General features: G+C 66.7%; 25 protein-coding genes. 10 read left to right on the top strand and 15 right to left on the bottom strand.

Annotated elements, in window-relative coordinates:
* Positions 1-21 precede the first annotated feature (21 nt).
* The 7 genes from LZ585_RS10620 to LZ585_RS10590 form a co-directional block, all read right to left on the bottom strand.
* Positions 22-1,530 carry a tripartite tricarboxylate transporter permease gene (locus tag LZ585_RS10620; RefSeq protein ID WP_234853542.1) on the bottom strand — a complete coding sequence of 503 codons (1,509 nt, stop codon included), beginning with the start codon at positions 1,528-1,530 and terminating at the stop codon, positions 22-24.
* 9 nt (positions 1,531-1,539) lie between these two features.
* Positions 1,540-2,004 carry a tripartite tricarboxylate transporter TctB family protein gene (locus tag LZ585_RS10615; protein ID WP_234853541.1) on the bottom strand — a complete coding sequence of 155 codons (465 nt, stop codon included), beginning with the start codon at positions 2,002-2,004 and terminating at the stop codon, positions 1,540-1,542.
* Positions 2,005-2,058: 54 nt separating this feature from the next.
* Positions 2,059-3,033 carry a tripartite tricarboxylate transporter substrate-binding protein gene (locus LZ585_RS10610; RefSeq protein ID WP_234853540.1) on the bottom strand — a complete coding sequence of 325 codons (975 nt, stop codon included), beginning with the start codon at positions 3,031-3,033 and terminating at the stop codon, positions 2,059-2,061.
* A gap of 149 nt (positions 3,034-3,182) precedes the next feature.
* Positions 3,183-5,129: a MacB family efflux pump subunit gene (locus LZ585_RS10605; RefSeq protein WP_234853539.1), complete on the bottom strand. Its 1,947-nt coding sequence runs from the start codon at positions 5,127-5,129 to the stop codon at positions 3,183-3,185.
* 4 nt (positions 5,130-5,133) lie between these two features.
* Positions 5,134-6,333 carry an efflux RND transporter periplasmic adaptor subunit gene (locus tag LZ585_RS10600; RefSeq protein ID WP_234853538.1) on the bottom strand — a complete coding sequence of 400 codons (1,200 nt, stop codon included), beginning with the start codon at positions 6,331-6,333 and terminating at the stop codon, positions 5,134-5,136.
* Between the two features lie 137 nt (positions 6,334-6,470).
* Entirely contained in the window at positions 6,471-7,922 is a 1,452-nt protein-coding gene (xylB, locus tag LZ585_RS10595; protein ID WP_234853537.1) for a xylulokinase, read from the bottom strand.
* A gap of 21 nt (positions 7,923-7,943) precedes the next feature.
* A complete protein-coding gene (locus LZ585_RS10590) occupies positions 7,944-8,639 on the bottom strand; it encodes an HAD family hydrolase (RefSeq protein WP_234853536.1) in 696 nt (231 codons plus the stop codon).
* A gap of 86 nt (positions 8,640-8,725) precedes the next feature.
* Here LZ585_RS10590 and LZ585_RS10585 point away from each other — a divergent pair, with 86 nt between their 5' ends.
* Entirely contained in the window at positions 8,726-9,469 is a 744-nt protein-coding gene (locus LZ585_RS10585; RefSeq protein WP_234853535.1) for a bifunctional sulfate adenylyltransferase/adenylylsulfate kinase, read from the top strand.
* Positions 9,470-9,514: 45 nt separating this feature from the next.
* On the top strand, positions 9,515-10,963 hold the full coding sequence (locus LZ585_RS10580; RefSeq protein ID WP_234853534.1) for an MFS transporter: 1,449 nt from the start codon (positions 9,515-9,517) through the stop codon (positions 10,961-10,963).
* On the opposite strand, the gene LZ585_RS10575 is transcribed toward LZ585_RS10580, so the two are convergent.
* A complete protein-coding gene (locus LZ585_RS10575; protein ID WP_234853533.1) occupies positions 10,950-11,177 on the bottom strand; it encodes a DUF1150 family protein in 228 nt (75 codons plus the stop codon). The two genes, LZ585_RS10580 and LZ585_RS10575, sit on opposite strands and share 14 nt — an antisense overlap.
* A gap of 11 nt (positions 11,178-11,188) precedes the next feature.
* Positions 11,189-11,599 (bottom strand): Hsp20 family protein, encoded by a 411-nt coding sequence (locus LZ585_RS10570; RefSeq protein ID WP_234853532.1) that lies wholly within the window; start codon positions 11,597-11,599, stop codon positions 11,189-11,191.
* Between the two features lie 221 nt (positions 11,600-11,820).
* On the opposite strand from LZ585_RS10570, the gene LZ585_RS10565 reads away from it, so the two are divergent.
* The 4 genes from LZ585_RS10565 to LZ585_RS10550 are packed head-to-tail and all read left to right on the top strand — an operon-like array spanning position 11,821 to position 14,049.
* On the top strand, positions 11,821-12,039 hold the full coding sequence (locus tag LZ585_RS10565) for a YdcH family protein (protein WP_234853531.1): 219 nt from the start codon (positions 11,821-11,823) through the stop codon (positions 12,037-12,039).
* A 54-nt stretch (positions 12,040-12,093) separates the two neighbouring features.
* Positions 12,094-12,579 carry a 5-(carboxyamino)imidazole ribonucleotide mutase gene (purE, locus tag LZ585_RS10560; protein ID WP_234853530.1) on the top strand — a complete coding sequence of 162 codons (486 nt, stop codon included), beginning with the start codon at positions 12,094-12,096 and terminating at the stop codon, positions 12,577-12,579.
* Positions 12,572-13,606 (top strand): 5-(carboxyamino)imidazole ribonucleotide synthase, encoded by a 1,035-nt coding sequence (locus LZ585_RS10555; protein ID WP_234853529.1) that lies wholly within the window; start codon positions 12,572-12,574, stop codon positions 13,604-13,606. The genes purE and LZ585_RS10555 overlap by 8 nt, the downstream gene beginning before the upstream one ends.
* Positions 13,603-14,049 (top strand): NUDIX domain-containing protein, encoded by a 447-nt coding sequence (locus LZ585_RS10550; RefSeq protein ID WP_234853528.1) that lies wholly within the window; start codon positions 13,603-13,605, stop codon positions 14,047-14,049. The genes LZ585_RS10555 and LZ585_RS10550 overlap by 4 nt, the downstream gene beginning before the upstream one ends.
* Positions 14,050-14,113: 64 nt before the next feature.
* On the opposite strand, the gene purF is transcribed toward LZ585_RS10550, so the two are convergent.
* The 3 genes from purF to radA form a co-directional block, all read right to left on the bottom strand.
* Positions 14,114-15,604, bottom strand: coding sequence for an amidophosphoribosyltransferase (gene purF, locus LZ585_RS10545; RefSeq protein ID WP_234853527.1), 1,491 nt, complete (start codon positions 15,602-15,604; stop codon positions 14,114-14,116).
* Positions 15,605-15,754: 150 nt separating this feature from the next.
* A complete protein-coding gene (locus LZ585_RS10540; protein WP_234853526.1) occupies positions 15,755-16,351 on the bottom strand; it encodes a CvpA family protein in 597 nt (198 codons plus the stop codon).
* A 42-nt stretch (positions 16,352-16,393) separates the two neighbouring features.
* Positions 16,394-17,758: a DNA repair protein RadA gene (gene radA, locus LZ585_RS10535; protein ID WP_234853525.1), complete on the bottom strand. Its 1,365-nt coding sequence runs from the start codon at positions 17,756-17,758 to the stop codon at positions 16,394-16,396.
* Between the two features lie 115 nt (positions 17,759-17,873).
* On the opposite strand from radA, the gene LZ585_RS10530 reads away from it, so the two are divergent.
* The 4 genes from LZ585_RS10530 to LZ585_RS10515 are packed head-to-tail and all read left to right on the top strand — an operon-like array spanning position 17,874 to position 20,804.
* Positions 17,874-19,175: a lipoprotein-releasing ABC transporter permease subunit gene (locus LZ585_RS10530; RefSeq protein WP_234853524.1), complete on the top strand. Its 1,302-nt coding sequence runs from the start codon at positions 17,874-17,876 to the stop codon at positions 19,173-19,175.
* Positions 19,168-19,839, top strand: coding sequence for an ABC transporter ATP-binding protein (locus LZ585_RS10525; RefSeq protein ID WP_234853523.1), 672 nt, complete (start codon positions 19,168-19,170; stop codon positions 19,837-19,839). The genes LZ585_RS10530 and LZ585_RS10525 overlap by 8 nt, the downstream gene beginning before the upstream one ends.
* Before the next feature lie 51 nt (positions 19,840-19,890).
* Positions 19,891-20,301, top strand: coding sequence for a cytochrome C (locus tag LZ585_RS10520; protein WP_234853522.1), 411 nt, complete (start codon positions 19,891-19,893; stop codon positions 20,299-20,301).
* 2 nt (positions 20,302-20,303) lie between these two features.
* Complete coding sequence (locus tag LZ585_RS10515) at positions 20,304-20,804, top strand: phosphatase PAP2 family protein (protein ID WP_234853521.1); 501 nt, start codon at positions 20,304-20,306, stop codon at positions 20,802-20,804.
* On the opposite strand, the gene LZ585_RS10510 is transcribed toward LZ585_RS10515, so the two are convergent.
* The 3 genes from LZ585_RS10510 to fabB all read right to left on the bottom strand — a co-directional run bounded on the left by LZ585_RS10510 (position 20,801) and on the right by fabB (position 23,754).
* Complete coding sequence (locus LZ585_RS10510) at positions 20,801-21,622, bottom strand: alpha/beta fold hydrolase (RefSeq protein ID WP_234853520.1); 822 nt, start codon at positions 21,620-21,622, stop codon at positions 20,801-20,803. The two genes, LZ585_RS10515 and LZ585_RS10510, sit on opposite strands and share 4 nt — an antisense overlap.
* Before the next feature lie 101 nt (positions 21,623-21,723).
* The gene (locus LZ585_RS10505; protein ID WP_234853519.1) at positions 21,724-22,512 is read right to left on the bottom strand and encodes an enoyl-ACP reductase FabI; all 789 of its coding nucleotides are present in this window, start codon (positions 22,510-22,512) and stop codon (positions 21,724-21,726) included.
* A gap of 12 nt (positions 22,513-22,524) precedes the next feature.
* Positions 22,525-23,754 (bottom strand): beta-ketoacyl-ACP synthase I, encoded by a 1,230-nt coding sequence (fabB, locus tag LZ585_RS10500; protein WP_234853518.1) that lies wholly within the window; start codon positions 23,752-23,754, stop codon positions 22,525-22,527.
* Positions 23,755-23,761: the final 7 nt, after the last annotated feature.

Genomic DNA, 23,761 nt, shown 5'->3' with positions numbered 1-23,761 from the left:
GGTAATCTTCCTTGGTTGTGGTCAGGCGTCGGTTTCGGTGAAGACCTCGTCGCGGCGCTTGCGGATCTGGGGCAGGAACACCAGCACCAGGATCGCCAGCGACAGGATCAGCAGGGCGGCGCTGATGGGCCTTGTGACAAAGGTGGTGGGATCGCCGCGCGACAGGATCATCGCCCGGCGCAGGTTCTCCTCCAGCAGCGGACCCAGGACGAAGCCCAGCAGCAGCGGCGCGGGTTCGCAGCGCAGCTTGGACATGATGTATCCCAGCAGGCCGAAGCCGGCGACGGCGAACAGGTCATAGGGGTTCGAGTTGACGGAATAGACCCCGATCGAACACATCGCCATGATGATCGGGAACAGCACGTAATAGGGCACGGTCAGCAGCTTCACCCACAGCCCGATCAGGGGCAGGTTCAGAACCACCAGCATCAGGTTGCCGATCCACATCGACGCGATGATGCCCCAGAACAGCGCGGGCTGTTCCGAGACCACGTTCGGCCCCGGCACGATGCCCTGGATGATCATCGCCCCGATCATCAGCGCCATGACCGGGTTCGCCGGGATCCCCAGCGTCAGCAGCGGAATGAAGCTGGTCTGCGCGCCCGCGTTGTTGGCGGATTCGGGACCGGCGACGCCGGCCAGGGCGCCCTTGCCGAATTCCTCGGGGTGCTTGGACAGCTTCTTTTCGACCGTATAGCTGGCGAATGCCGCCAGGATCGCGCCGCCGCCCGGCAGGATGCCCAGGACGGACCCCACCGCCGTGCCGCGCAGAACCGGACCGACCATCTGGCGGAACTCGTCGCGGGTGGGGAACAGGCGGTTGATGTTCTTGGTCATCACCTGCCGGTCGTGTTCGTCTTCCAGGTTGCGCAGGATTTCCGCGATGCCGAAGACGCCCACGGCCACCGCCACGAAATTCAGGCCGTCCGCGAACTGGGTGATGCCCATCGTGAAGCGCGGCGCGCCGGTATAGACATCGGTGCCGACCATGCCCAGCAGCAGGCCCAGCACCACCATGGCCAAGGCCTTCAGGACCGACCCATGGGCCAGGGCCACCGACATGACCAGGCCCATCACCATCAGGCTGAAATATTCGGCCGCGCCGAATTTCAGGGCGATGGTGGTCAAGGGGGGCGCAAAGATCGCCACCAGGAACGTCGCCACGCTGCCCGCGAAGAACGATCCCAGGGCCGCCGTGGCAAGCGCCGTTCCCGCGCGGCCCTGGCGGGCCATCTGGTATCCGTCAATGGCGGTCACGGCGGACGAACTTTCGCCCGGCATGTTGATCAGGATCGCCGTGGTCGATCCGCCGTATTGCGCGCCATAATAGATGCCCGCCAGCATGATCAGCGAGGACACGGGTTCCAACTGGAACGTGATCGGCAGCAGCATGGCGATGGTGGCCGTGGCGCCGATGCCGGGCAGCACCCCGATCAGCGTGCCCAGCAGCACCCCGATCAGGCAGAAGGCCAGGTTTTCCAGCGAGGATGCGACGCTGAAGCCCAGAGCGAGGTTCGATAGCAGGTCCATGGGCGCCCCTTACAGCGGCAGCCAGGGACCGAAGCGCCGGAACGGCAGCCCCAGGCCATAGCTGAAGATCAGCGTGGACATGATCGTGACGGCCACTGCCAGGATCAGCGCGGGCAGCGGGCGCATCCGCACCGATGCCTGGCTGGCGATCAGCGTGGTGATGAACAACGCCGGCACAAAGCCCAGACCGCGCACCGTCAGGCCAAAGAAGATCGGCGCGGGCAGGATGAACAGGATGCCCCGCCAGGCGATGCGGCCCATGGGTTCGTCATCGGGCCGCCCGAAGGCCTTGAACAGGATCACCGCCCCCAGGATGAACAGCAGCCCCGACAGGACCATCGGGAAATACCCCGGCCCCATGCGGGTCGAGGTTCCCAGGTCAAGCCCCAGCCCCTGCCAGCCAAAAAAGCCCGCGATTGCCATGAACAGCAGGCCCGCCGCGATATCGGTGCCGTCTTTCGGTTTCGTGGACATGATCCCCCCATGCCGCAATGGAACCCGCCGCCGGGATGGCGGCGGGCGCGTGGATCAGTCGGCGTAAACGCCCGCAGCCTCGATCACCGGCTTCCAGCGGGCGATTTCGGATTCAAGCTTGGCCTTCAGCGCCTCGGGTGTGGCCTCCTCGGCGGACGAGGGCGCGGTGCCCAGGTCGGCCATGGCCTTGGCCACGCCTTCGTCGGCAAGCGCCTTTTGCAGCGATTCCGACAGGCGCGCATTGATTTCGGGCGCGGTGCCCTTGGGGGTATAGATGCCGTGCCAGATGCCGAACTGCATCGCCTCCAACCCGGATTCGGCGGCGGTGGGCAGGTCGGGGAACAGGTCAAGCCGTTCTGGCGTGGTCACGGCATAGGCCTTGATCGTGCCGCCCTTGATCTGCTGGGTGGTGTTGGTGGTCTGGTCGCACATGATGTCCACCTGGCCGCCCAGAAGGTCAGTCATGGCCGGGCCGGTGCCCTTGTACGGCACCGTGACCAGCGGCACTTCAAGCGCCTGCATCAGCAGCATCCCGCACAGGTGACTGGCGGCGCCGATGCCCGCATTGGCCAGCGTCAGCGAATCGCCGTTGGCCTTGACGTATTCGATGAAAGCCGGGAAATCGGCGGGTTCGAAATCCTGGCGTGCGGTGACGACCATCGGCACCTCGGTCACAAGGCCCACATATTCGAACGCGTCCAGCGTTTCATAGGCCAGATTGCGATACAGCGTATCGGATGTCGCCATGCCGATATGATGCAGCAGCACGGTGTATCCGTCGGCCTCGGCATTGGCGACCTGGCCCGCGCCCAGCGTGCCCCCGGCGCCGCCCACGTTCTGCACAACGATCTGCTGGCCCAGGTCGGCCGACATCCGCTCGGCCACAAGACGCGCCACGGTGTCGGTCGGCCCCCCGGCCGAAAACGGCACGACCATGGTGATCTGGCGTTCGGGATAGGTTTGTGCCCATGCCGGCGCACTCAGGATCGTTGCGGCGAACAAGGCGCCGATCAGTTTAGAAGCAGTCATAAGTCCTCCCAGACCGGTTATGCGGCATTGCGCGCCGCCGTCATCCTGGGATCAGATTGCGTCAGCATTCCGGCCCGACACAAATGGTTTTTTCGGAAGGTCTTATCCAGCCAGACTAATTTCCGCCCGAGTGAGGCAAATTGCAGGACCTAACCCTTTGACAAGGCGGCGACGGGGTCCATGCGCGCGGCGCTGCGGGCGGGCAGGAAACCGAAGGTGATGCCGATCAGGGTCGAACTGACCAGGGCCGCGATCATCGCGTTGGGGGACTGGATCATGGTAAAGCTGGTGCTGAAGCGGTCAAAGACGACGCCAAAGCCAAGCGCCGCCGCGATCCCCAGCACGCCGCCGATCATGCAGACCAGCACGGCCTCGATCAGGAACTGTTGCAGGATGTCGCTGCGCCGCGCCCCCACCGCCATGCGCAGCCCGATTTCGGACACGCGTTCGGTGACCGAGACCAGCATGATGTTCATCACACCGATGCCCCCCACCACAAGCGAGATCACGGCAATGGCCGAAATCAGCAAGGTCAGCGCGCCGGTGGTGCTGGTGATGGTTTCCCGGATCTGGTCGGTGTTGACGATGAAGAAATCCTGCGTCCCGTGCCGCTGGGTCAGGAAGTCGGTCACGGCCGCCTGCGCCGCCGCCATGTCGGCTTCGTCGGCAATGCGCAGGGTCAGGCTGGACAGGGTGCTGGTTCCCAGATAGCGCGCCTGGACGGTGGTATAGGGCGCATAGAGCCGCAGGGTCTGGCTGCCCCCCGGACCGCGCGACGCGATCTCGGCCACGCCGACCACCCGCAGCATGGCGTTGCCCGCATAGATCACCTGGCCCACGCCATCGTCCATGCGGTCCGCGAACAGGCTGTCGCGGGTGTTGGTGTCGATCACGACCTCCTGCGCCATGCGGGCGATGGCGGTCGTGTCGAAGCCGCGGCCCGCGATGATCGCCGATCCTGTGACGGTGAAGTAATCCGCCCCCACGCCGCTGATCTGGGCATTGGCCTGCGTTCCGCCAAAGCGGATGGTGGCCGTGGCCGCGGTGCCGGGTGTGGCTGCCGCGACAAAGGGCAGGCGGGCCAGCGCCTCGGCATCGGATGCCACAAGCGTCTGGATCCGCCCCGACCTCATGTCGCCAAAGTCCCGGCCCGGAAACACTTCCAGCGTATTGGTCCCCAGAGAGGAGATGTTGGCCAGCACCCGCTGGCGCGATCCCTCGCCCAGGGCCACCACCGACACTACGGATGCGATGCCGATGATGATGCCCAGCATGGTCAGGAAACTGCGCAGCTTGTGCGCGCGCATGGATACGACCGCCATGCGCAAGGCCTCGAAAAAGGCCGAGCCGGGCAGGGCGGATGCACCTCTGGCCGCCGCTTGGCGGCGGACGGCGGCGGCGGTGTCGGGCTGGTTGCGGCGGTCGGCGATGATGCGGCCGTCGCTGATCTCGATGACGCGGCGGGCGCGGGCGGCGACCTTGGGGTCGTGGGTGACGATGATGATCGTGCGCCCGTCCGCGTTCAGTTCCGACAGGATGGACAGCACTTCCTCGCCGCTGCGGCTGTCCAGGGCGCCGGTCGGCTCGTCCGCCAGGATGACGCTGGCGTCGTTCATCAGCGCGCGGGCGATGGACACGCGCTGCTGCTGGCCGCCCGACAGGGCCGCCGGGCGATGGTCTAGCCGCGCGCCCATGCCCAGCCTGTCCAGAAGCGATGCTGCCCGCGCGCGGCGGGCAGATGCGGCCTCGCCCCGGTAGACGGCGGGGATTTCGACGTTGCCAAGCGCGGTCAGTTCCGGCAGCAGGTGATACCGCTGGAAGATGAAGCCAAAGCGTTCGCGCCGCAGCGCCGCCAATTGGGCATTGTCCAGCGTGCCGATGTCCTGGCCCGCGAAACGGTAGGTGCCGGTGCTGGGCCGGTCCAGGCAGCCCAGGATATTCATCAGCGTGGTCTTGCCCGACCCGGACGCCCCCATGATCGCCACGAATTCGCCGGGCGCGATGGTCAGGTCCACGTCGCGCAGAACGGTCAGCGCGCCCTCGCCCTGGGGATAGCTGCGCCCGATGCCGGACAACTGGATGATCGGCTGATCCACGCGATCAGCCTCGCATCCCGCGCGGCATCCCGGCAAGCGGGCCGCGCGAGGGGCTGTCGCCGCCGGTGCCGGTCACGATCTTCTCGCCCTCGGCCAGGCCATCGGTGATCTCGGCCATGACCTTGTCGTTCAGGCCGACGCTGACCACGCGGTCCGACAAGGTGCCGTCGCTGCCCTGGACCTGCAGGCGATAGCGCCCGTCCCCATCGGGCGATCCAAGCGCCATGGACGGAACCGTCAGCACGTCCCGCGCCGTGCCCATGACGATATGCACCTCGGCCGTCATGTAGGTGCGCAAGGTGCCGTCCGGGTTCGGGACGGTGAAGCGGCCGTTGTAATAGATCGCCTCGGCCGCGGCGCTGCTGGCTGCCGTGCCGCCGATGCTGGGGTCGTTCACGATGGATTCGGGGGCTGGGGCCACGGCCTCCAGCACAGCCTCGTACCGGCGGCCGGGCGCCCCCAAGGTGGTGAACCAGACCTGCTGGCCGGGTTCGACCTGGCCGATATCGGCTTCCGAGATTTCGGCAAACACCTCCATCCGGGTCAGGTCGCCCAGCACGACGATGGTGGGCGCGGATTGCGCGGCGTTGACCGTCTGTCCCTGCTGGGCGGTGATCGCCAGGACGGTGCCGTCGCTGGGCGCGGTGATGCGGGTGTAGTCCAGGTTCGCCTGCGCGGTTTCGATGGCAACCTGGGCTTGGGCGATCTGGGCGTCGAGTGCCTGGATCTGGGCCTTGGACACGGCCACGTCGGACACCGCCCCGTCGTATTCGGCCTGCAGGGACAGGTTGCTGCGCTGCAATTTTTCCAGCCGCTCCAGGGTTCGTTCGGCCAGATCCAGCGTCGATTCGCGTTCCAGCCGCTGGGCGCGGGCCACGGCCAGGTCGGATTGCGCGGTGCGCAAGGCATTTCGCTGGTTGACCGAATCAATTTCCGCGATCAGGTCGCCCGTTCGAACCGTCTGGCCCAGTTCCACGGCAATGCTGGTGATCCGCCCGGATGCCTGCGCCCCGACCGCCACCAGGTTGCGCGGCTTGATGGTGCCCTGGGCCAGGACAGTCACCTCGATATCGCCGCGCGCGACGGGGGTGGTCAGCACGCTTGCGCCGGTGCTGTCCCCGGATTGGCCGATGCCCACCGCCGCCGCGCCTGCGGCAAGTGCGGCGCAGATCGCCAATGCCAATACCCCGTGGCGAAATCGCATCTGCCTGTCTCCGCTTTCCTGCAGCCGTTCCCTGATCCCTAGATAGCGCCGGGACCGCCGAATCCAATGCGACGGCCCGTCACGAGATTGCGGGGAACGTGCCGTTGCGGATTTCTGGCCGGCCTATCGTTCGGCTTCTACTGCGCCTCACGGATCGCGGGATAGGCGGCGCGGAACGCCTGATACCCCGCATCGAAACGGTCCCGCAGCGCGGCATCGGGCGCGATCTCCTCGACCACATCCGGCGCGGTCATGATGTCGTTCACGCGGCCCGCACCGGCCGCCGCTATGCCCAGCCGCGCAGCACCCAGGGCCGCGCCGAACTCTCCGTCGGCGGGCAGGGTCAGGGTCACGTCCAGCGACGTCGCGATCACCCGCAGCCAGTACCGCGACCGCGCGCCGCCGCCGATGGCCATCATCCGGTCCAGCCGTGCCCCGGTTTCCTTCAGCGCCTGGTGGCTGTCGCGCAGGCCAAAGGCCACCCCTTCCAGGACCGCGCGGGTCAGGTCGTCGCGCGTGGTGCCGGATCCCAGCCCGGTGAAGGCGCCGCGAATGACGGCGTCGTTATGGGGCGTCCTTTCGCCCGACAGATAGGGCAGGAAGCGCACGGCTCCGGGTGCCTGCAATGTGTCGCCCAGGCCCGCCGTCAGTTCCGCCGGGCGCGCGCCGGTGATCTGGGACAGCCAGTTGAGGCTGTCCGTCGCCGACAGCATCACCCCCATCTGATACCAGGTGCCTGGCACCGCGTGGCAAAAGGTGTGCAGCGCCGTTTCAGGTGCCGGGTGATAGCCGTCCCGCGCCGCCAGCAGCACGCCCGAGGTTCCCAGCGACACGAAGCCCTGGCCGTCGCGCATCGCGCCGATGCCGCAGGCGGCGGCGGCATTGTCGCCCGCGCCCCCCGCCACCACGACCGGATGCGACAGCCCCCAGGCCCGCGCCAGATCCCCGCGCAACTGGCCTGCGGGGGCCGACCCCTCGACCAGCCGGGGCATCTGGTCGCGCCGCATATGGCCCGCCGCCAGCAGCGCGTCCGACCAGTCTCGCGCGCCGGTATCCAGCCAGGACGTGCCCGCCGCGTCCGACATATCCGATACGGCCTCGCCCGTCAGATACAGGTTCAGGAAGGCCGCAGGCAGCAGCACGCGGGCGACGCGGGCGTGGTTTTCGGGTTCATTGTCGCGCACCCATTCCAGCTTGGGCGCGGTGAAACCGGGAAAGACGATGTTGCCCGACAGATCGCGCATACCGGGGGTGGCGTCCAGCCGGGCGGCCTGCGCGTGGCTGCGGGTGTCGTTCCACAGGATGCAGGGACGGATCACCCGGTCCTCGGCGTCGAGCAGCGTCGCGCCGTGCATATGGCCCGCCACGCCGATGCCGCGCAGGGCCGAAAATTCGGGATGGCGGTCGCGCAACTCGGCTACGGCGCCCTCAAGCGCGGCGATCCAGTCGTCGGGATCCTGTTCGGACCAGCCGGAATGGGGATGGCTGACCGGATAATGCCGTTCGGTCGAACCGATCGGCCTGCCGCCGCCGTCCACCAGAAGCGCCCGCAGGCCCGAGGTGCCAAGGTCGATTCCCAGAAAACTCATGTGTCCCCCTGATGTCGTTGTTCAAACGCCCGTCGGCTGATGATCCAGAAGCGCGTCCAGCAATCCGTCAAGACCCGGCAGCACCGCGACGGCGCCGGCCTCGGACAGGCGGCGCGCATGGTCGGCCTGGATCCCGGACAGATGGCTGCCCCCGGTGAATCCCACCGCCCGCATCCCCGCGGCGCGCGCGCCGACGATTCCATGGGGCGAATCCTCCATCACCGCGCAGGCATCGGCAGGGATGCCCAGCCGTTCTGCGGCCAGCAGGAACAGGTCGGGGGCGGGCTTGCCCCGCGCGACCTGATCGGCGCTGAACGTGTTGGCGCCGAACCGATCCGCCAGCCCCGCCACCTGCAAGGTCATGCCAAGCCGGTGGACCGAACTGCCCGTGGCAATCGCCACCGCGATGCCGCGCGCCGCCAGGTCGTCCAGCAGGGCGGGAATGCCGGGGATCACGCGCAGTTCCGTGGGATAGCGCGCCAGCAGCCGGTCTTGGAAATCGCGGGCGAAATCGGGCAGGTCGTCACGGTCCAGCGCCTTGGCGATATGGCTGACGATGGACTGGATCGACACGCCCAGGAATTTCCGCCGCAGCTCGTCCATGGTGGTTTCCAGACCCTCGGCCGCCATCAGTTCGGCAAGGGTTGCCAGCGACATCGGTTCGCTGTCCACCAGGCAGCCGTCCATGTCGAAGATCACGGCGCGGATATCGGTCATGCGGACCCCCTGTTGGCGTTAACGGCCCGATCCCTACACCCATCGCGCGCGGATGACAAACGGCACCGCCTGCGCTAGTCGGGGGCATGACCCATCCGCACCAGACCCCCGTCCGAGAGCTTTATGTTTCCCCCGATGCCGCCACCGCCTTGCAGGCCGAGGCGGAAAAGCTGCCAGCCTGGATGCTGGACGCGCGGCAGAAAGGTGAACTGGCCTTGCTGATGAACGGTGCCCTTGCCCCCCTGCGCGGCTACATGAGCCAGGCAGAGTACAGCGCCGTACCGGACGGGGCCTGGCCGGTGCCGCTGGTGTTGCAGGTAAGCGCGGATTTTTCAGGACGGGTGCAGCCCGGCGACGATATCGCCCTTCGCGATGAGGGCGGCGTGGTGGCGGTCATGTCCGTGACCGATGCCTGGGGCGATCCGGTCCTGCTGGGCGGCAAGGTCAAGGGCCTGCGCCGCCCGGACAGCACCGCGCCGAACAATGTGCGAGCGCTGTGGCGGGATGGCCGCATCGACCGCGTGCTGGCCGTCCAGCCCGATCATGCCGATCAGGTCAGGGCGGCTGCGCGTCTGGCCCAAGACCTGGACGCCGCCTTGCTGGTCCAGCCCATGGCAGGCTTTGCGGTCGATACGCCTGCCGGCGCGATCCTGGCGTCCCTGCCGGTGGCCCCGCCCCCCGGTCCCCAGGCGGCGCTGTGGCAAGGGATGGTGGCGCGCAATTTCGGGGCCACGCATTTGATGCTGTCCGATGCCGCCGCACAGGACATCTATCGTCCGCATCAGGACCGGATCGGGGTGCGGATGGTGGTTCCCGGCGGAACCTTTTAGACCGGCGGGGCTTCACGGTCTGCAAACAGACAGGACCATCCCCCGATGCGCACAGGCGATTCCGGTTACAATCCCTGGCTGGCGACGGTCCTGTTGCTGCTGGGCAACTTCATGAACCTGATCGACGTGAGCATCGTCAACGTGGCGCTGCCCTCGATCCAGGAAAATCTGGACGCGACGGCGGCGCAGATCGAATGGGTGTCGGCGGCCTATGTGCTGGCCTTCGCGGCGGGGCTGCTGCCCTTTGGGCGGTTCGGCGACAAGTTCGGGCGCAAGCGGCTGTTCCTGTGGGGCGTGGGGCTGTTCACGCTGGCATCGGCGCTGTGCGGGTTCGCGCAGACCATGCCGATGCTGATCTGGTCGCGCGCGCTGCAAGGCATCGGCGGGGCGATGATGGTGCCGCAGGTCATGGCGATCATGCACGTCATGTTTCCGCCCGAACAGAAGGCCCGGGCCTTTGCCTTGGCGGGGGTGGTCGCCAGCCTGGGCGCGGTAAGCGGCCCGCTGCTGGGCGGGGCGCTGATCACCGGCAACATTTCGGGGATGGGCTGGCGCCCGATCTTCCTTGTCAACCTGCCGGTCGGGCTGTTCGTGATCAGGGCAGGGCTTCGCTGGATCCCGGCGCTGTCCTCGGACCGGCGGATGCGGATCGACTGGATCGGCATCGGGCTGTTCTCGGTGGCGGTGGTGCTGGTGGTCCTGCCGGTGATCGAAGGCGCGCTGCTGGGCTGGCCCTGGTGGTGCATCGCCATGATCCTAGCGTCCCTGCCGCTGGGCGCGCTGTTCATATGGCGGCAGGTGAGGCTGTCGCGGCAGGAACGCGCGCAACTGCTGCCGGTGACGCTGATGCGCAATGGCGGGTTCCTGTCGGGCGTGGCGATGGTGATGCTGCATTTCTCGGCCATACCGGGAATGTTTTTGGTGCTGGCGATCTATCTGCAGACGGGCTTTGGCCTGGACCCGATGCAATCGGGCATTGCGACCGCGCCCTTTCCGCTGGGCATCATGTTGGGCAGCTATGTCACCGGGCGTTTCGGCACGAAGTGGCTGTCGGGCCGCATGGCGGCGGGCGTGACGGTCATGCTGGCGGGAATGATCCTGCTGCGCCATGTCACGGGCCACCCGCCGCAGACCTTTACCCCGGCCACGCTGATCGCGCCGCTTGCCATCTGCGGGTTCGGAATGGGGCTGACGATCTCTCCGCTGTTCCAGTCGGTGCTGCAATCGGTGCCGGGCAAGGACGCGGGCGCGGGATCGGGGGCGATGCAGGCTTTCCAGCAGGTCGGCGCGGCCATCGGGATCGCCATCGTGTCCAGCCTGTTCTTCGTCCGGCTGCACGGGCAGGGCGGCGACGACTATGCGGGGGCGATGGCGCACGCGCTGACCTATCAGCTTTGCGCCTTCAGCGCGATCCTGGTGGTGCTGGCCCTGCGGACAAGCCTGCGAGGCAAGGCGGTCGATCCGCCCCGCCGCGAGGAGGTCAGTGGACGCTGACTGGGGTCAGCTCGTTCTGCCGGGCCAGGACAAAGGCCAGATGGCGGTCCTTGACCAGGGCCAGGCGTTCCCCGTCAACGTCATGGACCGCATACATGCTGTCGATGCCGCCCAGTTGCTGGCGGATTTCCTGGGGCAGGGTGCTGGTCTCGACCTGCCGGATGTAAACGGTTTTCTCGGCGTCGATGCCGCCGAAATCGAATTTGGTATCCATGATGATCCCCTTTACTTGCGGCTGATCGGAATGGTCTGGACGACCTGCTGCGGATGGATGCGCTTCAGATCCACGTGCAACAGGCCGTTTTCGATGGCTGCACCCTCGACCTCGACCCCGTCGGCCAGAACGAAGCTGCGTTGGAATGCCCGTGCGGCGATGCCCCGGTGCAGGAACACGCGGTCCCCTTCCGGTTCCGCCATCCGGCCCCGGATGACAAGCTGCCGATCCTCGGTCGTGACGGCCAGGTCGTCTTCGCCAAAGCCCGCCACGGCCAGCGTGATTCGGAACCCGTCGGGCGCGATATGTTCGATGTTATAGGGGGGATAGCCCTCGGCGCCCTTGGCGGCCCGTTCGGCCAGGCGCTCGATCTGGTCGAAGCCCAGAAGATAGGGATGCGCCCCCAGTGAAATCTTTGTCATGTCAGCCCTCTGCCCATCAAGCGACTGTGGCGCGGACCCCGTTTGCGGCAATCCGCCTTGGGTTCAATATGTGAACGCAAGCCAACAGGTGCAAGGCCCCCGGATCCGGGGCGTAAATTCGGGGGAAGAATCTGTGTGCCGTGCAGCATCTTGTTAACATGGGCGCTGCTAATGGTTATAGTCGATGCCAAGACCAATCGCCTCCAGCCGGGCCGAGCCAGATGAACATGCACCACGAGATGTCCCATGACGAAATCGCCCGTGCCAAGCTGGTGGCGCTGCGCTGCGAACACCGCGACCTGGACGAGGCGATCGCGGCCCTGTCGGCGCAGCAACTGACCTCATCGCTGGCCCTGCAACGGCTGAAAAAGCAGAAGCTGGCCCTGAAGGACCAGATCGCCCGGCTGGAGGATGAGATCACCCCCGACATCATCGCCTGATTGCGGCGCTGCGCCCCCCGCGTTATGGCAGGCGGGCAAATGCGGGGGACAAGGATGGACAAACCGGTGGGCATCATCATGGGCAGCCAGTCCGACTGGCCCACGATGCGCGAGGCTGCGGCGGTTCTGGACGAACTGGGCGTGGGCTATGACGCTCGCATCGTCAGCGCGCACCGCACCCCCGACCGGTTGTGGGATTATGGCAAGACCGCCGTGTCGCGCGGGCTGCGGGTCATCATCGCGGGCGCCGGAGGCGCGGCCCATCTGCCGGGCATGATGGCATCCAAGACCCGGCTGCCGGTGATCGGCGTGCCGGTCCAGACCAAGGCCCTGTCGGGCGTCGATTCGCTCTATTCCATCCTGCAGATGCCCAAGGGCTATCCAGTGGCGACCATGGCCATCGGGTCGGCGGGGGCTGCCAATGCCGGGCTGATGGCGGCGGGCATCCTGGCCATCAGCGACCCCGCCCTTGCCCAGCGTCTGGACGCCTGGCGCCAGGCCCTGTCCGATTCCATCCCCGAGGCTCCGCAAGATGAGTGACATCCAGACCATCGGCATTCTGGGCGGCGGGCAACTGGGCCGGATGCTGTCCGTCGCGGCCAGCCGCCTGGGCCTGCGCTGCCATGTCTATGAACCCGGTGCCGCACCGGCGGGCGACGTGGCCTGGCGGGTGACCACCGCGCCTTACGAGGACGAGGCCGCGCTGCGTGCCTTTGCCGACAGCGTGGATGTCATCACCTATGAATTCGAGAACGTGCCGACCTCGGCGCTCGACCTGCTGGAAAGCATCCGACCGATCCGCCCGAACCGCCGCGCGCTTGCAGTCTCTCAGGATCGGCTGACCGAAAAGACCTTCCTGAACGACATCGGCCTGGCAACCGCCCCCTTTGCCGATGTTCCCGGTCCGGCTGACCTGGATGCCGCCGTCCAGGCCATTGGCCGCCCATCGATCCTCAAGACCCGGCGCATGGGCTATGACGGCAAGGGACAGGTCCGCATCGGTGATGGCCCCGCCGAATGGACCGGCGCGCCGTCCGTGCTGGAAGGCTTTGTCGATTTCAGCGCCGAGATCAGCGTCATCATCGCCCGCGGCGCCGATGGGCAGGTCGCGGCCTTCGATCCCGGCCTGAACGTCCACGAAGGGGGCATCCTGCGCACCACGACCGTGCCCTGCGGCCTGGCCGGCGCCGTCACGACCGACGCCGTGCTGATCGCCGCCCGCATCGCCAATGCGCTTGATTATGTCGGCGTCATGGGCGTCGAACTGTTCGTGACCGCCCAAAGGCTGATCGTGAACGAGATCGCGCCCCGCGTCCACAATTCGGGTCACTGGACCCAGGCTGGCTGCGCGGTTGACCAGTTCGAACAGCATATCCGCGCCGTGGCGGGCCTGCCCTTGGGCGATGGCAGGCGGTATGCCGATGTCAGAATGGAAAACCTGATCGGCGACGACCTGGACCGGGTGCCTGACCTGCTGGGGGCGCCGAACACCCAGGTCCATCTTTACGGCAAGGGCGCGCCGCGACCGGGGCGCAAGATGGGCCATGTGAACCGGATCACCGGATGAGCCTGGCGCGGCCCCGGCTTGCGGTCCGCGCGGCGATCCTGCATGACGACCGGCTGCTGCTGGTCAACGCCTATCCGGGCCATGGATCCGACCTGTGGTGCCTGCCGGGCGGCGGAGTCGAACCGGGCCAGTCCTTGCCCGAAAACCTGATCCGCGAGGTGTCCGAGGAAACCGGCCTGAGGATCACCGTCAGCGCCCCGATCCTGGTAAATGAATTCCACGATCCCGGACGCGGCTTCCATCAGGTCGAAATCATCTTCCGCGCCTCGCTCGTCAGCAAGGCCGGGATCATTCTCGAAGACCCGGAAAAGGTGGTGAACCGCTTCACATGGGCCACGCGTGCCGATCTTCGCGGCTTGCGCCACAAGCCCGACACCCTGGCCCGCGCCGTCTGGGGCCAGCACGCCGCCTGGTACGACCCGCTGGAACGGATCGTCCGGTAATTCTTCTTCACTCAAATATCCCGAGGGTCCGGGGGCTGGCCCCCGGCCATTGCGGCACGCAGGCCTACTCGGCCGCCTCGTTCATTGCCGTTTCGGACCCGGCCTTCATGCGAAAGCCGCGCTCCAACTGGTCGAACGGCGCCACCGGGTAATCGCCGGAAAAGCAGGCGTCGCAATATTGCGGGCTGGCCTTGTTGCGCCCCTCGGCCTCGCCCACGGCGCGATACAGGCCGTCCAGCGACACGAAGGCCAGTGAATCGACGCCGATCCAGTTGCGCATCTCCTCGGGCGTCATGTTCGCGGCCAGCAGCTTGTCGCGGTCGGGCGTGTCCACGCCATAAAAGCAGGGCCAGGCGGTCGGAGGGGAGGCGATGCGGAAATGCACCTCGGCTGCGCCCGCGTCCAGGATCATGTCCTTGATCTTGCGCGACGTGGTGCCGCGCACCACGCTGTCGTCGACCAGGACCACGCGCTTGCCCGCGATCAGGGACCGGTTCACGTTCAGCTTCAACCGCACGCCCATGTTGCGGATCTGCTCGGTCGGCTCGATGAAGGTCCGGCCCATGTACTGGTTGCGGATGATCCCCATGCCATAGGGGATGCCCGATTCCTGGGCAAATCCGATGGCTGCGGGCGTGCCGCTGTCGGGCACGGGGCAGACCAGGTCGGCCTCGATGGGCGCCTCGCGGGCCAGTTCCACCCCGATCTGGCGGCGGGTTTCATAAACCGAGCGCCCGCCGATGATCGAATCGGGACGCGAGAAATAGACGTGTTCAAAGATGCAGAACCGACCCTTGGACGGCCCGAAGGGACGCGAGGATTCGACCTCGCCGCGCGAAATCACCACCATCTCGCCCGGTTCGATCTCGCGCAGGAAATCGGCGCCGATGATGTCCAGCGCACAGGTTTCCGACGCCAGCACGAAACCGTCGTCGCCGACCTTGCCCAGCACCAGCGGGCGCACGCCCAGGGGGTCGCGCACACCGATCAGCTTGGTCCGCGTCATGGCGATGACGGAAAACGCCCCCTCGATCCGGCGCAGCGCGTCCTTCATCCGTTCTGGAATGTTGCGCTGGATCGACCGGGCCATCAGGTGGATGATGCATTCGCTGTCCGACGACGACTGGAAGATCGACCCGCGCTCGATCAGTTCGCGTCGCAGCGCGGCGGCGTTGGTGATGTTGCCGTTATGGGCGATGGCGCAGCCGCCCATGTGGAATTCGCCAAAGAACGGCTGCACGTCGCGGATGGCGGTCGCGGCCTTGGTCCCGGCGGTCGAATAGCGGACATGGCCGATGGCCAGGGGGCCGGGCAGGGTGCCCATCACATCGGGCTTGGTGAAGTTGTCGCGCACATAGCCAAAGCGGTGCGCGCTGTTGAAGCCGCTTTCGGGGTCATGGGCGACGATGCCGCCCGCTTCCTGCCCGCGATGCTGAAGCGCGTGCAATCCCAAGGCCACGAAGTTCGACGCATCGACCACGCCGATGGCCCCGAAGATGCCGCATTCCTCGTGCAGGCGGTCCGAATCGAACGGATGGGCCAAGAAGGGTTTCATCGCGGCGTCCTGAATGGCTTTGGGCTGTCCCGCGCTATGTAAGGTGGGTGCGACCCAAAGTCACGCCCTCGCAAGGCAGCAAGGGCGGTTTTTCGTCACCAAAGCGTCATGGCAGGTCAGCCATGCAGCCTGTGCATCGGTTCGCGGTCCTCAGTTCGCTGCAGGAGGCGTTTCCTGGGCCGAAGGCGTGGCCGTGGCCGTGCAGCCGGCCACCATCTGCTCGTACCGGCTGACGATCCAGCCCGGCGCGTCATCGGGAACCTGGCTGTCCAACTGCCCGCGCATCCGTTCGAACACCTGCGCGGACCGGCTGTTTTCCACAACCGCGACCTGCTGGCTGGTCATCACGCGGTCATAGACAATAAAGGCGATCGCGACCAACAGGATGCCGCGCGCCACCCCGAACAGAAATCCCATGCCCTGATCGACCCCGCCAAGCGCGGACCGCTGCACGACCGACGAAAACAGCGGCGTGATGATGGAAAAGACCACAAGCGCCAGGGCAAAGACGACCGCAAATCCCGCAATGGTGGCCAGTTCGCAACTGTCGCCCAGGAAACGGTCCAGGACTGGCAGTTGTGCGATCAAGGGTCGCATGGCGGCGGCGAAGATGAAGGCCAGGATGGCCGCGCCGATCCATCCCAGGATGGCCAGCGATTCGCGCACGAAACCGCGCGACCAGGCCAGGATGGCCGAAAGGATGATGACCGCAGCTACCACCGCGTCGATGATCGTGAATCCGTCCATGGTACCTGCCCCTGCGCCGGTTATGTTATCAAATCAAGCACTTCAGCCGGCGCCGAAGACCTCGCCCACAAATCCCGTCAGGTCGGCGATGCGGCTTACGCCCATGCCGCCCGCGCCCTCGACCTTTTGGCTGTCGGGCAAAATCGCCTGTGAAAAACCAAGTTTCTGCGCTTCTTTCAACCTGTTTTCCGCCTGGGCCACGGGACGCAGGGCGCCCGACAGGCTGATTTCGCCAAACAGCACCGCCTCGGGGGGCAGGGCATTGTCCTCTCGGGCCGACAAAAGCGCCCCGGCAATGGCCAGGTCCGCGGCGGGTTCGCTGACCCGCATTCCGCCCGCGACGTTCAGGAACACGTCCAGACCCGCGAAGGGGATCCCGCAGCGTGCCTCCAGCACCGCCAGGATCGTGCTGACGCGCCCGCTGTCCAGCCCCACCACCGTGCGGCGCGGGGATGCGAGGGTCGAGGGCGCGACAAGCGCCTGAACCTCGGTCAACACGGGCCGGGTGCCCTCGATCCCGGCAAAGACCGCGCTGCCCGGCACCGGCTGTCCGCGTTCGGACAAAAACAGGGCCGAGGGGTTGGCGACCTCGGCCAGGCCGCTGCCTGTCATCTCGAATACGCCGATCTCGTCAGCGGGGCCAAAGCGGTTCTTGACCGACCGCAGGATGCGGAACTGGTGGCCGCGTTCGCCTTCGAAATACAACACGGTATCGACCATATGTTCGACAACGCGCGGGCCTGCGATCTGGCCGTCCTTCGTGACATGGCCCACCAGAAAGATCGCCACGCCCTTGCGCTTGGCAAATGTCACCAGTTCATGGGCTGCGGCGCGGACCTGGGCCACGCTGCCGGGCGCGGCCTCGACCTGGTCGGACCACAGCGTCTGGATGGAATCAATGATGGCAAGGTCGGGGCGTTCGTTGTCCAGCGTGGTCAGGATGTCGCGCAGGTTGGTTTCGGCCCCCAGCCGCACCGGCGCGTCACCCAGGCCCAGCCGCTGCGCGCGCATCCTGATCTGGGCGCTTGCCTCCTCGCCGCTGATATAGACGGCGTTCATCCCGCGCCGGGCAAAGGCCGCGGCACCCTGCAACAGCAGCGTCGATTTGCCGATGCCGGGATCGCCGCCCACCAGGACGGCGCTGCCCGGCACCAAGCCGCCGCCCAGCACACGGTCCAGTTCGTCCATCCCCGCCAAGTGGCGGGGGGGCGGGGCCTCGGTCGTCATCAGGCTGGACAAGGGCACAGCGCGGCCCTTGTGGGCGCCGAGGCCCCGGCCCGGACCCTGGGACAGCGGTGCTTCCTCGACAATGGTGTTCCAGGCGCCGCAGGCGTCGCAGCGCCCGGCCCATTTCTTGTGGGACGCACCGCAGGCGGTGCAGGTGAAAGCGTTGGTGGATTTTGCCATGCCCTTCATGTGGCATCTGGGGGCAGCCGCCGCAAGTTGGCAAACTCACGCCATTGTCGGCTTGATCTTTGGGGGCGTCCCGGTCAGGTTCCCCGCGTAAAATCAAGGCGTCCCGATGGCCAGTCCGCGACCGTTCTCCCGCTATGAATTCACCATCGCCTGGCGATACCTGCGCGCCCGCCGGGCCGAGGGCGGGGTCAGCGTGATGACCTGGATAAGCCTGATCGGCATCGCCCTGGGCGTGATGGCGCTGATTGCGACGCTGGCCGTGCGCGCAGGCTTTCGCGCGGAATTCGTGGACACGATCCTGGGCGCGAATGCCCATACGACCGTCTACATGGCCCCGCAACGCACCACCAACGAGTACACCGAGGATGTTTATGTCGTTCCCGGCAGGATCGCCGATTACGACGCGGTGGCCGCCAAGCTGGCGCAGGTTCCGGGTGTCACCCGCACGGCGCCCGTCATTCGCGGGCAGGTCATGGCCTCGGCCAATGACAGCTCGAACGTGGCCGAGGTTTTCGGCATAAGCCTTGAAAATCTCAGGGCAATGCCCCGGATCGTCGATCCCGCGACGTCGGTCGGCAGCCTGGCGGATTTCGACCGTGGCATTGCCATCGGATCCGGCATCGCCCGCGAAATGGCGGTCGGCCTGGGCGACCGGATCCGCCTGATCGCCCCCGAAGGCGCGCGGACCGCCATCGGCACCACGCCCCGCGTCAAGGCATACGAGGTCACCTATATCTTCAGCGCCGGGCGCTATGACATCGACCGCACCCGCATCTATATGCCCATGGCCGAGGCGCAGTCATACTTCAACCGCGAAGGCGTGGCGGACGAGATCGAGGTCTTCGTGACCGATCCCGAACAGGTGGACGACTGGACCCTGCCCCTGCTGCAGGCGGCGGGCGAGGGGGCGCAGGCCTGGAACTGGCGCGACAGTTCCGGCAGTTTCCTCGCGGCTCTGGACATGGAGGATGACGTGATGTTCGTGATCCTGTCGGTGCTGGTCCTGATCGCGTCCATGAACATCACCAGCGGGCTGATCATGCTGGTCAAGAACAAGGGCCGCGACATCGGCATCCTGCGCACCATGGGCCTGACCGAAGGCGCGGTGCTGCGGGTATTCTTCCTGTGCGGGGCCTTCACGGGGGTGATCGGCACCATCGCGGGGGTGGTCCTGGGGGTGCTGCTGGCCTTGAACGTGGATAACATCATGGCCGCGCTGAACGCCCTTACCGGCGGCGGCGCATGGCAGCCCGAGGTGCGCGGCATCTATCGCCTGCCGGCCGAGCTGCGGGCCTGGGACATCTTCCGCGCCGTCGCGCTGTCGCTGGCGCTGTCCTTTGTCGTCACCATCTTCCCCGCGCGCCGCGCCGCGCGCATGAACCCGGTCGAGGCCCTGCGCTATGAATGACGTGTTGCGCCTGGAAGGGGTCGGCAAGACCTATGGCAAGGACGGTCCCGCCCCGGTGCCGGTCCTGCGCGGGCTGGATCTGTCGGTGGCGAGGGGAGAGGTTGTAGCCCTGGTCGCCCCCTCCGGTGCGGGCAAATCCACGCTGCTGCATATCGCGGGCCTCTTGGACACGCCCGATGCGGGCCGCGTGATCCTGAACGGGCGCGACATGACCGGCCTGCCCGACAAGCCCCGGACCGAGGCGCGGCGGGCCGAACTGGGCTTCGTCTATCAGTTCCACCACCTGCTGCCCGAATTCAGCGCGGCGGAAAACATCGTCCTGCCGCAGCTTGCCAACGGCGTTCCCCAACGCAATGCCGCCACCCGCGCCGCCGACCTTCTGTCGCGCGTCGGCCTGTCGGAACGGGCGCATCACCGCCCGGCGGCGCTGTCGGGGGGCGAACAGCAGCGGGTGGCATTCTGCCGTGCCCTTGCCAACCGCCCCGCGCTGCTGCTGGCGGACGAGCCCACCGGCAACCTCGACCCCGAGACATCCGACCGGGTCTTCGATATGCTGATGGGCCTTGTCCGGGACACCGGCCTGTCGGCGCTGATCGCCACGCACAACCACGATCTGGCCGGGCGCATGGACCGGGTGATCCGTCTGAACAGCGCGGTTGCCTGACGCATCCCGCCGGGGCAAAGTCTGGCAAAAGAACCAAAAGGGACAGCAGCGATGAAGGCAACATATGGGGCGGCCCTGTCCGGGCTGGCAATGGCGGGCATGATTGCAGCCTGCGCTCCGCAGATGTCGGACCAGGTGCAGGCGCGCAACGATTTCGCCGCCCTGTGCGTCGATTGCCACGGCGCCGACGGGCGGGGCGGTGGGCCAGCCGCAGCGGGGATGCAGCCCGCGCCGGTCGATCTGACCCGCGTGGCCGCCAGCAACGGCGGCGTCTTCCCGCGCTTGCAGGTCATGGGCCACATCTATGGCTTTACGCCGGGCCGCAGCGAATCGCCCATGCCAGAGTTCGGAGATCTGCTGGACGGCCCGACCGTTCCCTATGATGCAGGCGACGGCAACCCGACACCCACACCCGCGCGCCTTGTGGCGCTGATGGAATATGTCGAGGCAATGCAGCGGTAATCATGAAGATTCTGGCTGCCGCAGCCCTCGCAGCGACCCTGTCCCATCCCGCTGCCGCCGATCCGTTCGAGGATTTTGGAACGGCGGTGAAATATGGCCTGCCGCTGGCCGCCGCCGTTTGCGCCGCCCGCGACGACCGGCTGGAGGATTTCGCAATCCGCGGCGCCTTGCAGGCGGCTGTCGTGCTGGGATTGAAGTCCTGGCTGGACGGCTCGCCCATATCGGTGCGACCTTCGGGCGAGGGGAAGGGTTTCCCGTCGGGCCACTCTGCCGCCGCAGCCTTCGGTGCGGCTGATCTGGCGGGAAAGTGCTTTCCCGACGACCGCGCAGCGGGGATCGGCCTTTACGGCGCGGCCGGTCTGGCGGCAGCCAGCCGCGTCCATGCGGGCGAACACACCGCGCAGCAGGCAATGGCCGGTGCGCTGATCGGACTCAGCTTCGGCGCCGCCGATTTCGGCATCGGGACCGAGGGCGCAAGCTTCAGCGTCGGGATGCGCTTCTAACGTCCGCAGCGGTCCAGCCAGATGTTGATCGCGGCCAGCGATTCCGGTTCGTCCAGCCAGGGAACATGGGCCCGGCCCGGGACGGTGGCAAAGATCGTGTCGGGACGGCGCCTTGCCATTTCCGCCGCAACATCCGCCGACAGCAGGTCGGAATTTGCCCCCCGGATCAGCGCCACAGGCAGTCCGGCGGTCGCATCCCACAACGGCCACAGGTCAGGGGTCTTGCCCTGGAACGCTGCCAGGAAAGCCTCGCGCAGGGCAGGGTCATACTTGATCCGCAACCCGTCCGGCGTTTCCTCGTAATGCTTTTGCGCATCAGCCAGCCACCGGCCTTCCGGCACATCGGCAAAGCCCGGTATTGCCCCGGCCAGCCGCTCGGCCAGGGCCTCGTGCGTCCGCGCCGCCGGATTGCGCCCGACATAGTCGAAGATCCGATCGAGCCCCCCGCGCTCGATCACCGGCCCGACATCGTTCAGGCACAGTCCCAGCAGCCGGTCACGGGCGACCGTCGCCAGCAGCATCCCGATCAACCCACCGCGAGACGTGCCCAGGATCGCCGCACGCTCGATCCCCAGATGATCCAGCAGCGCCAGGGCATCCTTGCCTTCCTGCGGCACGGTATAGGTCTCGGCCCCGGTCCGATCCGACTGCCCGCGCCCGCGATAATCCATGCGGATCAGCCGCACATCCGCCAGATGCGGCACGACATAATCGAAATCGCCCATGTTCCGCGTCAGCCCGGCCAGGCACAGGACCGGCAGCCCCTGACCCTCGTCGGAATAGGCCAGCCGCGCCCCGTCATCCGCCATGAAGAACATCGCCCGCCCCTTTGCCTTGGCTGAAATATCCCGGGGGGACGCCGGTCGGTGCGCCATCGGTTCGAGAACCGGTCGGCGACGGGCTGGCCCCCGGCCTGGCCTTACAAATTCTCGCTCTGCGGCATTCCCAGGACGTGATAGCCGCCATCGACCAGAACGATCTCGCCCGTGGTGCAGGCGCCCCAGTCCGACAGCATCCAGACGGCGGTGCCGCCGATCGCCTCCAGCGTGGCGTTCTTGCGCAGCGGCGCATTCGCCTCGGTATGGCGGAAGGTCTTGCGCGCCCCGCCGATGGCCGCGCCCGCCAGCGTCTTCATCGGGCCGGGGCTGATGGCGTTCACGCGGATTCCGTCGGGACCAAGGTCGTTTGCCAGATAGCGCACGGTCGATTCCAACGCCGCCTTGGCGACACCCATGACATTATAGAACGGCGTCACCCGGTTCGATCCGCCATAGGTCAGCGTGACGATGGACCCGCCATCCGCCATCAGCGGATGCGCGCGGCGCGCCACCTCGATCAGGGAATAGCAGGAAATCTCCAGACTGTGCTTGAAGTTCGCGCGGCTGGTGTTGACGAACCTTCCGGTCAGTTCGTCCTTGTTGGAAAAGGCAATGGCGTGGATGATGAAATCCAGCCGCCCCCAGCGTTCGCCAATCGTCCCGAAAGCCGCATCCAGCGACGCGTCGTCGGTTACGTCCACGTCCAGCAGGAAATCCGATCCGACCGTGGCCGCAAGCGGCTGCACCCGCTTGCCGAACGCCTCTCCCTGAAAGGAAAACGCCAGTTCGGCCCCCTGGTCGGCCGCCGCCCTGGCGATGCCCCAGGCGATGGAACGGTCGTTGGCGACCCCCATCACAAGCCCGCGCTTGCCCTTCAGAAGATCGCCCATCAATGACCCCGCTTAATCCTGGTACTTCGACATCAGCAGGGTGGCGTTCGTTCCCCCAAAGCCGAAGCTGTTGGACAGAACCGAATCAAGGCCGGCATTGTCCACCCGGCTGGTGGCAATCTCGCTTGGCGCGATCTCGGGGTCCAGCGCCGTCACGTTTGCAGATGCTGCAATGAAGTCATTTTGCAACATCAGCAGGCTATAGATCGCCTCGTGCACGCCCGTTGCGCCAAGGCTGTGTCCGGTCAGCGACTTGGTGGAACTGATGGGCGGGGTGTTCCCCTCGCCCCAGATGCGGCGAATGGCCTTGACCTCGCCCACGTCCCCCACAGGGGTCGAGGTGCCGTGCGCGTTGATATAGCTGACGCTCCGCCCCTCGGGCAGGGTGCCGAGGGCCAGCCGCATCGACCGTTCGCCGCCCTCGCCAGAGGGGGCCACCATGTCGTATCCGTCGCTGGTCGCGCCATAGCCGGTCACTTCGGCATAAATCTTTGCCCCCCGCGCCAGGGCGTGTTCCAGTTCCTCCAGCACGACAACGCCGCCGCCGCCCGCGATGACGAACCCGTCGCGCGTCGCGTCATAGGGGCGGGACGCGGCTTCGGGCGTGTCGTTGTACTTGGACGACATCGCGCCCATCGCATCGAACAGGCAGGACAGGGTCCAGTCCAGTTCCTCGCCCCCGCCGGCGAACACGATGTCCTGCTTGTTCAACTGGATCTGCTCGACCCCGTTGCCGATGCAATGGGCCGATGTGGAGCAGGCCGAGGTGATGGAATAGTTCACGCCCTTGATCTTGAAGGGCGTCGCCAGGCAGGCCGAGTTGGTGGACGACATGCAGCGCGTCACCATGAACGGACCCATGCGCTTGGGCGCGCCTTTCTGGATGACGGTCTGGTGCGCCTCGAAGAAGTTGCTGGTCGAAGGCCCGCCCGATCCCATGATCAGGCCGGTGCGCGGATTGGACACGTCGCCTTCCTCAAGCCCCGAATCCTTGATCGCCTGTTCCATGGCGATGAAGTTATAGGCTGCGCCTGGACCCATGAAGCGCAGGTTGCGCTTGTCGATGTGATCTTCCAGCACGATCCGGGGCATTCCGTGGATCTGGCTGCGGAATCCGTGTTCGGCGTATTCGGGCGCGAATACGATGCCCGAACGGCCTGCCTTCAGGCTTTCCGTGACCTCATCGGCGTTGTTGCCGATGGGGGATACGATGCCAAGGCCTGTGATGACGACGCGCCGCATGGGCCTC

It is taken from the genome of Paracoccus everestensis, from assembly GCF_021491915.1.
Classification (GTDB): Bacteria; Pseudomonadota; Alphaproteobacteria; order Rhodobacterales; family Rhodobacteraceae; genus Paracoccus; species Paracoccus everestensis.
This window is presented reverse-complemented; position numbering and strand designations above follow the sequence as displayed.